Here is a 15,168-nt window from a genome sequence, read left to right as displayed (position 1 = left end):
GCGCCATGACCACTTCGGAGATGCAGCCCGAGACCGCTCGCGCGGGACTGTCCCCGGCCGCCCGGCGGCTGCTGGAGCAGCGGCTGCGCGGACTGACCGCCGCCGCGCCGGCCGGGATCCCCCGGCTCGACCCCCGCCCCGAGTACGCCCCGCTGTCCGCCGCGCAGCAGCGCCTCTACTTCCTCGACCAGCTCGACCCCGGCGCCACCACCTATCTGCTGCCCGCCGCCTGGCGGTTCAGCGGCCCGCTCGACCTGGCGGCGCTGGACGCGGCGGTCGGCGACCTGGTCGCCCGGCACGAGCAGCTGCGGACGACCTTCCCGGCCCAGGACGGCGTGCCCGCCCAGCGGGTGCACCCGGCCGACGGGGCCGGCCTGGACCTGGTGGACCTGACCGGCGCCGCGGAGCACGACCTCGCCGAGGCCGTGCGGGCGGCCGCCGTCCGCCCCTTCGACCTCGCCGCCGAGCCCGCCTTCCGGGCCACCCTGCTGAAGGCCGCCGAGGAGGACCACGTCCTGGTGCTGGCCATGCACCACATCGTCTCGGACGGCTGGTCGCTGGACCTGCTGGTGCGCGACCTGCGCGAGCTCTACCGGGCCAGGACGGCGGGCGACGCCCCCCGGCTGCCCGAGCTGCCGATCGAGTACACCGACTACGCGGTCTGGCTGCGCGGCGCCGACGAGAGCGCCGACCTCGCCTACTGGCGCACCCGGCTGGCCGGGCTGACCCCGCTCGACCTGCCCACCGACCACCCCCGCCCGGCCACCCCCTGCCACACCGGCGCGGTGCACACCACCGTCCTGCCGGCGGAGCTGTCGGAGGCGCTCGCCGCCCTCGGCCGGCGGACCGACACCACCCCGTACATGACGGTGATGGCGGCGTTCCAGGCCGCGCTGGCCTTCCACAGCGGGCAGAGCGACATCGCCATCGGCACCGTGGTCGCCAACCGGGACCGGCCCGAGACCGAGCAGCTGGCCGGGTTCTTCGTCAACACGCTGGTGCTGCGCGCCGACCTGTCCGACGACCCGACCCCGGCGGCCCTGCTGGCCCGCACCCGGGAGAGCGTCCTGGGGGCGCTCTCGCACCAGACCCTGCCGTTCGAGCGGGTGGTGGACGAGCTGAGCCCGGAGCGCGACCTCACCCGCAACCCGCTGTTCCAGGTGCTGTTCACGCACGCCGCGGTGGAGCGCGGCTCCCTCGTCCTCGGCGGGGCCACCGGCCGGGCGTTCCCGATCGACCTCACCACCGCCAAGTTCGACCTCGCGCTGGAGCTGCGCGAGAGCGGCGGCGCCCTGGAGCTGGTCTTCGTCCACCGGCCCGACCTGTTCGAGGCCTCCTCGGTGGCCGCCCTGGCCGCGCACACCGTGGCGCTGCTGCGCGCCTTCACCGAGGCGCCGGACGCCCCGCTCGGCACGGTCGACCCGCTGACCGCCGAGGAGCGGGCCCGGCTGCTGGGCCCCGCTGGCCCGGCCAACCCGGACACCGGCGCGGGGCCCGCCCCGCGCACCGCACCCGAGCGGCTGGCCGGGCACATCGCCCGCACCCCGCACGCGGTGGCCGTCAGCGGCGGCGGCCGGACGCTCACCTACGCCCAGCTGGACGCCGCCGCCTCCGCGCTGGCCCGGCGGCTGCGCGCGGCCGGCATCGGCCGCGAGTCGCTGGTCGGGGTCTGCCTGGGCCGCTCGGTGGACCTGGCCGTGGCGCTGCTCGGCGTCTGGCGGGCCGGCGCCGCCTATCTGCCGCTGGACCCGGCCCACCCCCGGGCCCGCCGGGAGTTCACCGTCGCCGACGCCGGGGTCTCCTGGGTGGTCGTCGACGAGGCCGGCCGCGCCGCCGTCGAGGGCCTGCCGGTCGGGGTGATCCCGCTGGACGGCGCCGGACCGGCGGCCGAGGGCCCGGACACCAAAGAGGGCCCGGACACCGGGGACGCGCGGCCCGCGCCGCGCGACCTCGCCTATGTCATCTACACCTCCGGCTCCACCGGCAGGCCGAAGGGCGTCGAGATCACCCACGCCAACCTGGCCTGGCTGCTCGGCGCCGCCGACCAGCACTTCGCGTTCGGCCCCGCGGACGTCTGGACGCTGGTGCACTCCCCCGCCTTCGACTTCTCCGTCTGGGAGCTGTGGGGGCCGCTGAGCAGCGGTGGGCGGGTCGTGGTGCTCACCGAGGACGAGGTCCGCGACCCGGCCGCCGTGCACGCCGTCCTGCGCGAGCAGCGGGTCACCGTGCTCAACCAGACGCCCGCCGCGTTCAAGGGCCTGCGCGCCCATCTCGCCCAGCAGGGCGCCGACTTCGCCGACCTGGCGCTGCGCACGGTGGTCTTCGGCGGCGACGCCTTCGACGTCCGCGACTACCGCGACTGGTTCGCCGCCCCCGAGCGGCGGCGGCCCGCGCTGGTCAACATGTACGGGATCACCGAGACCACCGTGCATGTGACGTACCGCCTGATCACCGCCGAGGACGTGGCGGGCGAGGTCCGCTCCCCGATCGGCCGGCCGCTCGCCGGCCAGCACGGCTACGTGCTCGACGCCGCCGGCCGGCTGGTCCCGCAGGGCACGGCCGGCGAGCTGTACGTCACCGGCGGCGGCGTCGCCCGCGGCTACCGCAACCGGCCGGAGCTCTCCGCGGAGCGCTTCCCCAGCGACCCGTTCGGCCCGCCCGGCGCCCGGATGTACCGCACCGGGGACCTCGTCCGGGTGCTGCCCGACGGCCAGTTGGCGTACGTCGGCCGGGCCGACCACCAGGTGAAGATCCGCGGCTACCGGATCGAGCCCGGCGAGATCGAGACCGCGCTGCGCGGCCAGCCCGGGGTGGCCGACGCCGCCGTGGTGGCCCGCTCCGAACCGCACGGCGGCGCCCGGCTGGTCGCCCATGTGGTGATGACCGAGGGCCGGCCGCTGGACGCGGCGGCGCTGCGCGAGCGGCTGCGGCTCACCCTGCCCGAGTACATGGTGCCGGCGCTGTTCGTCCGCCACCCACGGCTGCCGATCACCGCCAACGGCAAGGTGGACCGCAGGGCGCTGACGGCGGTGGCCGGCGACGGCACCGCCGCGGCCGGCGGCCACGTCCCGCCGGCCGGGGCGACCGAGATCGCGCTGGCCCGGATCTGGGCCGAGGTGCTGGGCACCGAACGGGTCAGCCGGACGGCGAACTTCTTCGACCTCGGCGGCGACTCCATCCTGGCGCTGCGGGTGATCGGCCTGGCCCGCCCGGCCGGCCTCGGGCTGACCGTGGCCGACCTGTTCCGGGCCCGCACCCTGGCCGACCTCGCCCGGCTGACCACCGAGGCCGTCGAGGCCCCCGACCCGGTCGCGCCGTTCTCCCAGCTGGACCCGGCCGACGCGGCCCGGCTGCCGGACGGCCTCGACGACGCCTACCCGCTGACCATGCTCCAGGCCGGCATGCTGCACGAGATGCTCGCCGACCCCCGGCGCGGCGCGTACCACAACGTCACCGACCTCAAGATCACCACCCCGGAGGGCTTCGACCTGGACGCCTTCCAGGCCGCGGTGGACGCGGTGGTCCGCGGCCACAGCATCCTGCGCTCCTCGATCGACCTGGTCTCCTACCGCGAGCCGCTCCAACTGGTGCACACCGAGGCCGCGCTGCCGGTCGGCTACACCGATCTGCGGGAGCTGCCGAGGGAGGAGCAGCGGGCCGCCCTGCGGCGCTTCGTCGACGAGGAGTTCGCCCGCCGCTTCGACCTGGCGGCCCCGCCGCTGGTCCGCATCCACCTGCACCACCTGACCGACCACGAGCTGCGGCTGGTGCTCACCGACTGCCATGTCGTGCTGGACGGCTGGAGCCTGACCTCGCTCATCGCCGACCTGCTCGACCTGCACCGGCGGGCGGTCGCGCACGGCCGGCCCCCGGCGCCGCCCGCGGCCCCCGCCTTCGCCGAGTACGTCGCCCTCGAACGGGCCACCCTGCACAGCGAGGAGGCGCTGGAGTTCTGGCGCTCCTCCCTGGCCGAGCTGCGCCCGGTCCGCTTCGCCCGGCGCGGCGCCCCCGCCCCCGACGACGCGCCCGTCCACGAGGTGCGGCGCTCCTACGACGCGCTCGCCGAGCCGATCGGGCGCCTCGCCCAGTCGGCCGGGGTGCCCCGGCGCACCGTGCTGGCCACCGCCTTCCACCACGTGATGAGCCTGTTCGCGGAACGCGACGAGGACGCGGCCGGCCACTCGATCGGCCTGGTCACCAACGGCCGGCCCGAGGTACCGGGCGCGGACCGGATGCGCGGGCTGTTCCTCAACACCGTGCCGTTCGGCGTGGCGCGTCCGCGCGGCAGCTGGCTGGAGTACCTGCGCGCGGTGTTCGCGGCCGAACAGGAGATGCTGCCGCACCGCCGGATGCCGCTGGCGCGGATGGCCCAACTGCGCCCCGGCGAGCCGAACATGGTCGAGGCCGTCTTCAACTACGTCAACTTCCACCGGCTCTCCCACGACACCTGGGACGAGTCCCTGGAGATCGCCCGCACCATGTTCCCGCTGATGATCAACGCGAGCGTGGGCGCCTTCACCATCGACGTGGACCCGGAGTACGTCTCCCCGGCCACCGCGGAGCAGCTCGCGGACGTGCTCCACACCCTGCTCGCGACGATGGTCGCCGACCCGCACGGCAGGGTCACCCCGCCCGCACTGACCGGCGCCGCCCTCGACACGGCGCTGGCCCGGGGCAACGGGCCGGCCCGGGAGAACAGCCCGCTGATGTTCCACGAGCACGTCGCCGCACACGCCGCGCGCACCCCGGACGCGGTGGCCGTCGAGCACGGCGACCGGCAGGTGACCTACCGCGAGCTGGACGGGGCGGCCGGGCGGCTGGCGGAGCGGCTGCGCACGCTCGGCGTCGGCCCGGAGACCCCGGTCGGCATCTGCACCGACCGCGGGCCCGACCAGGTGTGCGCCGCCCTCGGCGTGCTGAAGGCGGGCGGCGCGTTCCTGCCGCTGGACCCGCAACACCCCGCCGACCGGCTCGCGTTCATGGCCTCGGACAGCGGGATGCGGGTGCTGCTCACCCAGACCTCGCTGGCCGGCACCGTGCCCTTCGACGGCCCGGTCCTGCTCCTGGACGACCCCGCCACCTGGACCGCGTCCACCGGCCGCCCCCCGGCGCGGCCGGCCTTCGCCCCGGGCCCGGACACCATGGCGTACGTCATCTACACCTCGGGTTCCACCGGCACGCCCAAGGGCGTCGCCGTCCCGCACCGCGGCCTGACCAACATGCTGGAGGGCCAGCGCGACCTGGTCCAGCCGGGCCCGGACGACCGGGTGCTCCAGTTCGCCTCCTTCGGCTTCGACGTCTCCGTCATGGAGCTGACCTGGGCCCTGGCCAACGGCGGCCGGCTGGTCACCGCGTCCAAGGACGACCTGCGGCCGGGCCCCGACCTGGCCCGCACCCTGCTCGCCCACGGCGTCAACCGGGCCATGTTCCCGCCGAGCGCGCTCACCGTGCTGGGCGAGGACCGCTTCCCCGCGATCGAGGTGCTCCAGGTCGCGGGCGAGGGCTGCCCGGCGGAGCTCGCGGACACCTGGTCGCGCGGCCGGCGCTTCCACAACGCCTACGGCCTCACCGAGACGGCCGTGTGGTCCGTCGCCACCGAACTCTCCCCGGGCCAGGGGCGCCCGTCGATCGGCACGCCGATCCGCAACACCCGGGTGCTGGTCCTCGACGAGGACCTGCGGCCCGTCCCGGTCGGGGTGACCGGTGAGGTCTACCTGGGCGGCCAGGCCATCGCCCGGTGCTACCTGAACCGGCCCGCGCTGACCGCCGCCACCTTCGTGCCCGACCCGTACGGCGCCCCCGGCGAGCGGCTCTGCCGCACCGGCGACCTCGGCACCGTCCGGCCCGACGGCGCGGTGGAGGTGTTCGGCCGCCGGGACACCCAGGTCAAGCTCCGCGGCTTCCGGATCGAACTGGGCGAGATCGAGCACGCGCTGCGGCAACTGCCCGACGTGCGCCAGGCGGTGGTGCTGCACCGGACCGACCTGCCCGGCGAACCGGCCCTGGTCGCCTACGTGGTCGCCCGGGGCGGCACCAAGCCGACGGTCGAGCGCTTCACAGGCGCGCTGCGCACCACCATGCCCGCCTACATGGTGCCGGGCCGGTTCGTCTTCCTGGACGAGCTCCCGGTCAACCGCAGCGGGAAGATCGACAAGCGGGCGCTGCCGCTGCCCCCGGCCGAACGGGCCAGCACCGACACGGCGTACGTCGCCCCCGCCACCGCCACCGAGAAGGTGCTGGCCGAGATCTGGCGGGAGGTGCTCGGCCTCTCCCTGATCGGGGTGCACGACGACTTCTTCCGGATCGGCGGGAGTTCGCTCTCCACCGTCCGGGTGGCCGCGATGGCGGCCGAGCGCGGACTGACCGTCTCCGTCCGGGATCTGATCGAACGGCCCACCCTCGCCCGGCTCGCCGCCCGCGCCGAGGCGACCGCCCCGGACGCCGCCCCCGTGGCGGTCACCTCGGAGGTCCGGCTGCGCGAAGGCGAGGGCGCCCCGCTCTGGTGCGTCCACCCCAGCGGTGGCAGCGCCGCCTGGTTCGTACCGCTCGCCCGGGAGCTCCCGCCCGGCCGCCCGGTGCACGCCTTCCAGGCCCGCGGCCTGCTGGGCGGGGTGGACCCGAGCACCATCGCGGGCATCGCGGCCAACTACGCCGGGGAGATCGCCGACCACGGCGGGCACGGCCCGCACGACCTGCTCGGCTGGTCGATGGGCGCCAACATCGCCCTGGAGATGGCCACCCAGCTGCACGAGGCCGGCCACACCGTCGAGCCGCTGGTGCTGATCGAGCCCTATCTGCCCAACCCGGCGGCCCGGGCCCGCCTCGCCGGCGTCGGCCGCGACATGCGGGACGCGCTGCGGATGCGCGACCGGCTGCGCGCCCTGCCGCCGACCCCCGGGCGCGACACCGCGGCGGCCGAACTCACCGCCCTGCTGCTCGGCGCGGGCATGAGCCCCGGCGAGGCGGCCCTGGTCGAGCAGGCCCCGATCGAGGTCTGGCACTCGCTGCTCACCGCCCTCGCCGACTACGAGGTCCGCCCCTACCCCGGCCATGTGCACCTGGTGGTCGGCACCCAGGCCGCCGGGCTGCCGGCCGGCGAGCCGATGCCCGGGCTCGACGTCGACTACCGGGCGTACGTGGACCACTGGCGCGAACTGGCGCTCGGCGGGCTCACCGTCCACATCAGCGAGGGCGACCACATGTCCATGCTCGCCGAGCCCCTGGTCCGCGGCCTCGCGGCCCTGCTCGACACCATCGGCACGAACGGCACGAACGGCACGAGCAGCATGAACAGCACAAGCGACACCACCGGCGCGAGCGGCACGGGCTCGGCCACGACCGGCGCGGAGGCCCGGCGATGACCCTCACCACCGTCCGCTTCACCGAGCGGTACCTGCTCGACCCCGCCGTCAACGCGGACCCGTACGAGTACCTCAACACGCTCCGCGACCACCGGCCGGTGTACTGGAGCGCCATGCACCGGGCCTGGCTGGTCACCGGCTACGAGCCGGTGATGCAGTGCCTGCGCGACCCGGCGGTCTCCGCCGACCGGGTCCGGCCGCTGATGGACGCCGTCCCGCAGGGCGCCCGCGAGGACGCCGAGCGCGCGTTCGGCATCCTCTCCCGCTGGATGGTGTTCAACGACCCGCCGACCCACCGCCGGCTGCGCCAGGTGTTCCAGGAGCAGTTCGCCGCCCGCGCGGTGGCCCGCTACCGCGGCTTCACCGAACGGGCCACCGGCGCCATGCTCACCCGCCGGGCCGCCCCCGGCCGCACCGGCGACCTCGCCGCCGACATCGCCAAGCCGCTGCCGGCCCTGGTCTTCGCCCGCTGGCTGGGCGTCCCGCAGTCGCACAGCCCGTCGTTCTGGTACTGGAACGCCCGGGTCGCCGACCTCGTGCTCGGCGCCGCCCAGGAGGAGCGCGAGTACCGCACCTCGCTGCAGTCCCTGGTCAGCCTGGAGGAGTACCTGGGCGGGCTGGTCACCGAGCGCCGCGCCGAACCGAAGGACGACCTGATCAGCTCCGTCCTCGCGGGCGGCCGGATCGGCGACTCGGTCAGCGAGGAGGAGTTCGTCGGGATGCTCACCCAGATGGCCTTCGCCGGCGGGGAGACCACCAGCAACCTCATCGCCAACACCCTGCTCGCGCTGCTCGGGCAGCCGGAGCAGCTGGCCGCCGTCCGCGCCGAACCGGAGCTGGTGGCGGCGGCCGTGGAGGAGACGCTGCGGCTGGACGGCCCGTCCAAGATGTCGATCCGCAACGCCGCCCGCGACTTCGAGCTGGACGGCCGGACCATCCGCGCCGGGGACCGGATCTTCCTGGTCACCGCCGCCGCCAACCGCGACCCCGGGCGGTTCCCCGACCCGGACCGGTTCGACCTGCACCGCGAGGTCACCACCCACCTGGGCTTCGGCTTCGGCGCGCACTTCTGCATCGGCGCCGCGCTCGCCCGGCTGGTGGCCGGCGTGGTGGTCGCCACCCTGCTGCGCGACTACCCGGGCCTGGCCCTGGACGGGCAACGGCTCAACTGGCAGCTGTCACTGCTCAACCGGAGCCTGACCGCACTGCCCGTCCGGTACTGAGCGCCCCCGGCAAACCGCTGCCGGTCCCGCCGTCGGGGCGGGCCCCGACCCGCCCCGACGGCGCTGCCGCACCTTCCTCCCTCCCGCTCCTTCTCCCACTCCTCCTCCCGCCCTCCTCCCGCCCTCCACGCGCCCGACGAAAGGTCCGACCATGGCGACGACCACGCTGGCAGGCGCCGGCCCACGGCTCTGGGCACCCGCCCGGCTGCCCTCCTTCCGGCTGCTCTGGCTGGGCCAGTCCCTCTCCCTGCTCGGCGACGGCTTCAGCTACATCGCGTTCTCCTGGATCACCCTGAGCCTCACCCACTCCACCCTCGCCCTCGGCTATGTGCTCACCTTCCAGGCCGTCCCCCGGGCACTGCTCACCCTGGTCGGCGGCTCGCTCAGCGACAAGTGGTCCACCCGCACCCTGATGATGTCCTCCAGCTGGGCCCGCGCCGCCCTGATGGCGGCGGTCGGACTGGCCGGGCTGAGCGGCACCCTGACGGTCTGGATGCTCTGCGCCGCGGCCGCCGCCTTCGGCGTGGTCGACGCCTTCTTCCAGCCCGCCCGGGTCTCCATCCTGCCGTCGGTGGTGGAGAAGGAGCTGATCACCCCGGCCAACGCGCTGCTCGGCGTGGGCACCCGGGTCTCCGCCGTGCTCGGCCCGGCCGTCGGCGGCCTGGTGGTCGCCGTCTCGGACGCGCCGGTCGCCTTCGTCGTGGACGGCGTCTGCTTCGCCCTCTGCGGCCTCTGCGTCTCCCGCGTCCGCACCCTCCCGCGCCGCCCGGCGGCCGACCCTGGCGACCCTGCCGACGTACCCGAAGCGCCCGCCGCCCCGGCCGCCGAGGACTCGCTCCGGTCCCGGATCCGGGTCGGCCTGCGCTACACCTGGGAGGACCCGCGGCTGCGCACCGTGCTGGCCGTCGACACCGCCGTCAACTTCTGCTACGCCGGGCCGTTCACGGTCGGTTTCGCCACCCTCGCCAAGGAGGCCCTGCACGGCGGCTCGACCACCCTCGGCCTGCTCAACGGCGCCCTGGCCGGCGGCGCGATGCTCGGCACCCTGGTCGGCGGCACGGTCGGCGGCCGCCCCCGGGTGGGCCTGCTGATCGCCGCCCTGGTCGGCTGGCTGGCCGTCGGCATGGGCCTGCTCGGCGCGCTCGACAGCCTGCCCGCCGCGGTCGCCACGGTGCTGGCGATGGGCTTCGGCATCGGCTTCCAGGGCGTCTTCGGCCTGAGCTGGATCCAGCGCACCATCCCCCAGGAGGTGCTCAGCCGGGTGATCTCGGTGGACATGGTCCTCGGCTACGCGGCCGCGCCGCTCTCCCTGATCGTCTGCGGCGCCCTGGCCCAGATCGGCACCGGCGCGATGTTCACCGGCGTCGCCCTCGTCCTGACCCTCACCGGCCTCGCCGTCCTCGCCTCCCGCCGCGTCCGCGAGATGCGCTAGCTGCTCCGACCGCACAGGTTCGCCGGGTCGGTGCCGGCCTTCCCCTCCGGAAGCCCCGGGCGGGGAAGGAGCTCCACACACTCGTCACGGGGAGCGGCGGCCTGCACCGCGGCGGGCCGGGCCACCGCTGCACTGGTGGGCGGGGCGGTCGGCTCGGCGGCCGCCGCGGCGGCGGCGGCGTCCCCGGGCAGCCGCCGTGCGAGCGTCCGGTTCTCGTCCCATGCTGGGAGAGAGGGGGGTGCGGCGGCAGAGGGAGTGGTGGGGATGGGGATGCGAACCGTTGTGGACCTCACGCGTTGCCAGGGCTACGCACAGTGCGTTTTCCTCGCGCCGGGGGTGTACCAGCTGCACGGTGAGGAGGGACTGCTGTACGCCCCGGCCGTCCCCGACGACCAGGTCGGGCGCGTGCGCCAGGCCGCGGCGGCGTGCCCGGTCCAGGCCATCCTCCTCGGTGAGGAGGTGAGCGCCGATGACCGGTGACCTGAAAGAGGGCCGGATCGTCGTCGTCGGCGCGTCGCTGGCCGGGTTGCGGGCCGCGGAGGCCTTGCGGGAGGAGGGCTTCACCGGCTCACTGACTGTGGTCGGCGACGAGCCCCATCCGCCCTACGACCGGCCGCCGCTGTCCAAGCAGGTGCTGCTCGGCCTGGCGGCGGCGGACACCACGGGGCTGCCGATGCGCCGGGATCCGGACGCCGAGTGGCGGCTGGGCGTACGCGCCACCGGCCTGGACCCCCTTGGGAAGCGGGTGATGCTGGCCGACGGCGAGTCGCTGCCGTACGACCGGTTGTTGATCGCCACCGGGACCAGGGCGCGGCCCTGGCCCAACCCGCGGGAGGCCGCTCTGGACGGGGTGTTCACCCTGCGTACCCGCGAGGACGCCGGCGGCTTGGCCGAGCGGTTGGCCGCAGGGCCACGGCGGGTGCTGGTGATCGGCGGCGGCTTCACCGGCTCGGAGATCGCCTCGGCCTGCCGGGAACGCGGACTGGACGTCACCGTCGCCGAACGCGGTCCCGCACCTCTGGTGGGCGCGCTCGGCGGCACCCTGTCGAAACTCGCGGCCGCCATGCAGCGCAACCACGGTGTGGACCTGCGCACCGGAGTGACGGTCACCGCCCTGCGCGGGGACGACAGCGGCCGCTTCACCGGCGCGGAGCTGTCCGACGGCAGCCGCGTCGAGGCGGACGTGTGCGTCGTGGCGTTGGGGGCGGTCCGCAACGTCGAGTGGCTGGCGGACTCCGGACTGGCGGCGGGCCCGCGCGGAATCGCCTGCGACGCCGGGTGCCGCGCCTTCAACATGTACGGAATCGTCACTGACGACCTCTTCGTCGCCGGCGACGTCTCCCGCTTCCCCCACCCGCTGTTCGGTTACCAGATGCTCTCCCTCGAACACTGGGGAAACGCGGTCGAGCAGGCCGGGGTGGCGGCCCACAACATGGTCAGCCCAGGGCCCCTGCGGCGCCCGCACCTTGCCCTCCCGACGTTCTGGTCGACCCAGTTCGGGCTCAACATCAAGTCGGTGGGCGTGCCCACCTTCTCCGACCACGTGGTCATCGCCCAGGGTTCTTTGGAGGCGCGCCGTCTGGCGATGGTCTACGGCTACCAGGGGCGGGTCACCGCGGCGGTCACCGTCGACATGGCCAAGTCGCTCGACTACTACCGGCACCTGATCGAGACGGCTGCTCCGTTCCCGCCCCCGCCCGGCGCGGCGGACCGCGCGCTCGCGGCGGACATCCCGGTCCCGTCCGACGTGCCGGATCCGAAGAGGCTGTCCCACGGCCCCACCGTGGCGCTCACCGGATATCTGCCCGACCGCCGACTGACCGTGGTGCGGCCCAACGGCTGACCCACGTCCCGCCCAACGACGAGGAGCCACCATGGACTCCGACACCTTGCTGGCCCGGATCACCGACTACGCGAACCGCCCCAACCCCTACCCGCTGTACGCGGAACTCCGCGAGGCCGGTCCCGTTGTACGGCAGGCGGACGGCAGCTACCTGATCGGCACCTACCACGAGATCGCCGCCCTGCTCCACGATCCACGGATGAGTGTCGATCCCCGCACCCGTGGCGAGACGACGCACAAGCCGCCGTTCCTGCGGCTCGACGACCCGGAGCATCACAGACTGCGCACCCTGGCCATGCGGCCGTTCGGCCCCCCGCACAGCCCGCACCGGGTCGATACCATGCGCGACGAGATCGCCCGGCTCACCGAGGAACTGCTGGAGCCCTTCCAGGCGGGCCGCCGGATCGACATCGTCGACGACTTCGCCTACCCACTGCCCGTCACGGTGATCTGCCGCCTGCTCGGCGTGCCACGTGAGGACGAGCCGCTCTTCCGGGCGTGGTCCGACGCGATCGTCGCGTCCGCCGACGTCAGGCCCGAAGAGGACTCCACCGAGCGGGACAAGGAGGGCGACCAGGCGCGGGGCGAGATGGGCCGGTACCTGGTGGACCTCGCCGAGAAGCGCCGTGGCAGTCCAGGCGACGACATGCTCTCCGCCTTCGTCAACGAGCCGGACCCGGCCCTGCGGCTCACCCGGGAAGAACTCGCGGAAACCGCCGTGCTGCTGCTCATCGCGGGACACGAGACCACGGTGAACCTGATCACCAACGGGGTGCTCACCCTGCTGCGCCGGCCCGAACATCTGGATCAGCTGCGTCGCGAACCGGACCTGCTGCCGCGAGCGGTGGAGGAACTGCTGCGCTACGAACCCCCGGTCCACATGCGCGAACGCGTCCCCCTCGCCGACATCGACGTCGCCGGCACCACCATCCCCGAAGGCACCTCCGTCGTGCTCGCGCTGGCCTCGGGCAACCGCGACCCCAAGCGGTTCCACGAGCCCGACCGGTTCGACCCCGCCCGCCCGGACAACCAGCACCTCGGCTTCGGCAGCGGTATTCACCTGTGCTACGGCGCACCACTCGCCCGCATCGAAGCCGAGGCCGCGCTCGGTGCGCTGATCTCCCGCCTCGGCACAGCACGCCTGGTCCAGGACCCGCCCCCCTACCGGCAGAACGCCATGCTCCGCGGCCCCCGCCACCTGCCCGTCCAACTCTGAGGCCGCCTGGCGGGGCGTGCCGGCGATCGGGCTCTGTTCCGCGGGTGCGCCGCCAGGTGCGCCGACCTTCCAGCGGAACCCGGAGAGCCAGGCAACGGCATCAAGGCTGGACCGGACTTCGAGCGGGACGACGACTTCGATCCCGGCGTGGTGTCCGTCGTGCTCACCCGGCCGGCCCACCACCTCCTGCCGGCCGTGGCCGCGGTGGCTGCGGCCGTCGTTCCGCGCGTGCGGGGTCGGGGCTGCACAGCCAGCCGTTGACGGCGAAGCGGCTGTCCGCGTGCTGCCTGCTCGGGCAGCCGACCGGCCGGACCTCGTGCCAGGCGGTGGGGCGGAAGAACACGATGCTGTCGTGCTCGGGCTCCCAGTCCCGCCAGGTGCGCTCCTCCCACTTTCCGGTCGTCCCGGTGTACAGCGGCAGGGCGGCGTCGAACACCCGCAGCTCGCCCCCGTCGAAAGGCCGGGGCGTGCGATGCAGGTAATAGACGAACGTGAGCAGCCGCCGGGGGGAGAACTCGGCGCTGGTGTCCTGGTGCGGCCGGTAGAAGTCGCCGTCGTTGTGCACGTTGAGGCTGTAGCTGGGTTCGGTGTTCCGGCAGGAGACTCCCAGCGTGTGCTCGACCGCCTCCAGGACCTCGTCGATGGCCGCCATCAACTCGGGCGCGGCGAAGTCCTGGCACGACCGGGAGCGGCGAAAGTCGGGGACCACCTCCCGGTCCCGGATCATGGAGGGCTTCAACGTGTCGCCGGCGGAGGCGATGGCGCGCTCCAGGAGGGCGCCGGCCGTCCGCTCGCCCAGGAACTGGGTGATGCGACAGACCGTCACCGGAAGCCGCCAGATCGCGTCCGTACACACCGGCGACCGCTGATCCACCGCCTCGGACGGTCCCGTCACGGTGTCGTGTGGTGCCAAGGTTTCCTGCCTTCCGGATCGCGACGAGGGTTCCGCGGGGGCCGACTCCCCCGAGTCGCCCAGGGATTGGGCGCCGCCGTCACGCGGCCCCGGGCGTGTGCACGCCCGCGGCTGCTCGCAGCCGGTCCACTTCGGCCGTGAGTTCTTCCACGCGGCGGTGCAGTGCCTGGACGCACACCAGGGCGACGCCGAGGCCGTCGACGACGGGGATGGTGGTGTCGTCCCGGTTGAAGCCGAAGGCGGCGTGCCAGTCCTGGGCCATCGGCCCGAGGTGGCGCACGTCTTCGGGCTCCCAGAGGTAGCGCCAGGTGCTGACGGGCAGCGCGGCCACGGTCTCCAGGACGGCGTGGCCGTTGACCGCACCGACCGGGGCCACCCCGCCGTTCTCCTGTGCCCCGGCCGGACGACGGGCCGGGACGGTGTGGTCGGCCGCCCGGGACGGCCGGCGGAAGAGCCGCATCCCTACCGGCTCCAGTCGACCGGGACCACGTCCTGCTTGAGCCCGCGGTCACTGCAGACGGCGCACGGGGAGCCCGGGACACCGGGGCCCTGGTCGGTACCGATGGTGATGGCTCCGTGGGCCCCGGCCGGGGCGTGGACGCCGTCGCCGACCATCGCGGCTTCGTAACCGCCCAGCAGCTCCTGGAGCGTTCCGGGGCCCAGGTTCTCCGGGGCGGTGATCGCGGCCACGCCGTCGTAGTCGGTGTAGGCCGCGCCCAGCGTCCGGCCGCCGACGGTGGCGAACACGATCCGCGCACCGCGGATGGGCTGCCCGGTCACCGCGTCGCTGGCCATCGCGTAGATGTTCTCCAGCTGCATCTGGGTGATGTTCAGGCTCGCCTGACTGGCCGTCAGCCTGGTCGGCTTCAGGCTGGGGCACTCCTCCCCGCTGCACGGCGCGGCCGCCGGGGTGGCCGCGGACGCGGTGACACCGCTCCCCGCGCCCAGCGACGCCAGAGCCGCGGCCATCACCGCGATGGTCTTACGACCTGCAGAACTCATGTCCACTCCCACGGGAACTGCCCGGGCGTGAACTCCGCACCAACGCACGACGGCCGGGACGACGGGCTGCCGCCCCCATTCGGACGACGCGACCGAGCGTATCCACGCCCACCTGGCCCAACCGGCGAACAACCACGAGTTCGCGCGATCTGATGAACCGCCACCAGAACGGTGACGA

At 74.4% G+C, this 15,168-nt stretch carries 9 protein-coding genes; 6 read left to right on the top strand and 3 right to left on the bottom strand.

What is annotated here, in order from left to right; all coding sequences use genetic code 11:
- Nucleotides 1-5 precede the first annotated feature (5 nt).
- The 6 genes from ACIQIB_RS22590 to ACIQIB_RS22565 all read left to right on the top strand — a co-directional run bounded on the left by ACIQIB_RS22590 (nucleotide 6) and on the right by ACIQIB_RS22565 (nucleotide 13,075).
- On the top strand, nucleotides 6-7,361 hold the full coding sequence (locus ACIQIB_RS22590; protein WP_400760055.1) for an amino acid adenylation domain-containing protein: 7,356 nt from the start codon (nucleotides 6-8) through the stop codon (nucleotides 7,359-7,361).
- Entirely contained in the window at nucleotides 7,358-8,584 is a 1,227-nt protein-coding gene (locus tag ACIQIB_RS22585; RefSeq protein WP_363604260.1) for a cytochrome P450, read from the top strand. The genes ACIQIB_RS22590 and ACIQIB_RS22585 overlap by 4 nt, the downstream gene beginning before the upstream one ends.
- A gap of 151 nt (nucleotides 8,585-8,735) precedes the next feature.
- The gene (locus tag ACIQIB_RS22580; RefSeq protein WP_363604259.1) at nucleotides 8,736-10,016 is read left to right on the top strand and encodes an MFS transporter; all 1,281 of its coding nucleotides are present in this window, start codon (nucleotides 8,736-8,738) and stop codon (nucleotides 10,014-10,016) included.
- Between the two features lie 270 nt (nucleotides 10,017-10,286).
- On the top strand, nucleotides 10,287-10,496 hold the full coding sequence (locus ACIQIB_RS22575) for a ferredoxin (RefSeq protein ID WP_363604257.1): 210 nt from the start codon (nucleotides 10,287-10,289) through the stop codon (nucleotides 10,494-10,496).
- Entirely contained in the window at nucleotides 10,486-11,859 is a 1,374-nt protein-coding gene (locus ACIQIB_RS22570) for an NAD(P)/FAD-dependent oxidoreductase (RefSeq protein ID WP_400760054.1), read from the top strand. Before ACIQIB_RS22575 ends, ACIQIB_RS22570 begins: the two co-directional genes overlap by 11 nt.
- 31 nt (nucleotides 11,860-11,890) lie before the next feature.
- Nucleotides 11,891-13,075, top strand: coding sequence for a cytochrome P450 (locus ACIQIB_RS22565; protein WP_400760051.1), 1,185 nt, complete (start codon nucleotides 11,891-11,893; stop codon nucleotides 13,073-13,075).
- 163 nt (nucleotides 13,076-13,238) lie between these two features.
- On the opposite strand, the gene ACIQIB_RS22560 is transcribed toward ACIQIB_RS22565, so the two are convergent.
- The 3 genes from ACIQIB_RS22560 to ACIQIB_RS22550 all read right to left on the bottom strand — a co-directional run bounded on the left by ACIQIB_RS22560 (nucleotide 13,239) and on the right by ACIQIB_RS22550 (nucleotide 14,990).
- A complete protein-coding gene (locus tag ACIQIB_RS22560) occupies nucleotides 13,239-13,988 on the bottom strand; it encodes a 2OG-Fe(II) oxygenase (protein ID WP_400760048.1) in 750 nt (249 codons plus the stop codon).
- A 79-nt stretch (nucleotides 13,989-14,067) separates the two neighbouring features.
- Nucleotides 14,068-14,448: a tail fiber domain-containing protein gene (locus ACIQIB_RS22555; protein ID WP_363604251.1), complete on the bottom strand. Its 381-nt coding sequence runs from the start codon at nucleotides 14,446-14,448 to the stop codon at nucleotides 14,068-14,070.
- A 2-nt stretch (nucleotides 14,449-14,450) separates the two neighbouring features.
- A complete protein-coding gene (locus tag ACIQIB_RS22550) occupies nucleotides 14,451-14,990 on the bottom strand; it encodes a hypothetical protein (protein ID WP_363604249.1) in 540 nt (179 codons plus the stop codon).
- Nucleotides 14,991-15,168 lie beyond the last annotated feature (178 nt).

The organism is Kitasatospora sp. NPDC092286, from assembly GCF_044755565.1.
GTDB lineage: Bacteria > Actinomycetota > Actinomycetes > Streptomycetales > Streptomycetaceae > Kitasatospora.
Note: the sequence above shows the minus strand (reverse complement) of the source record. Positions and strands in the feature narration are given on the sequence as shown.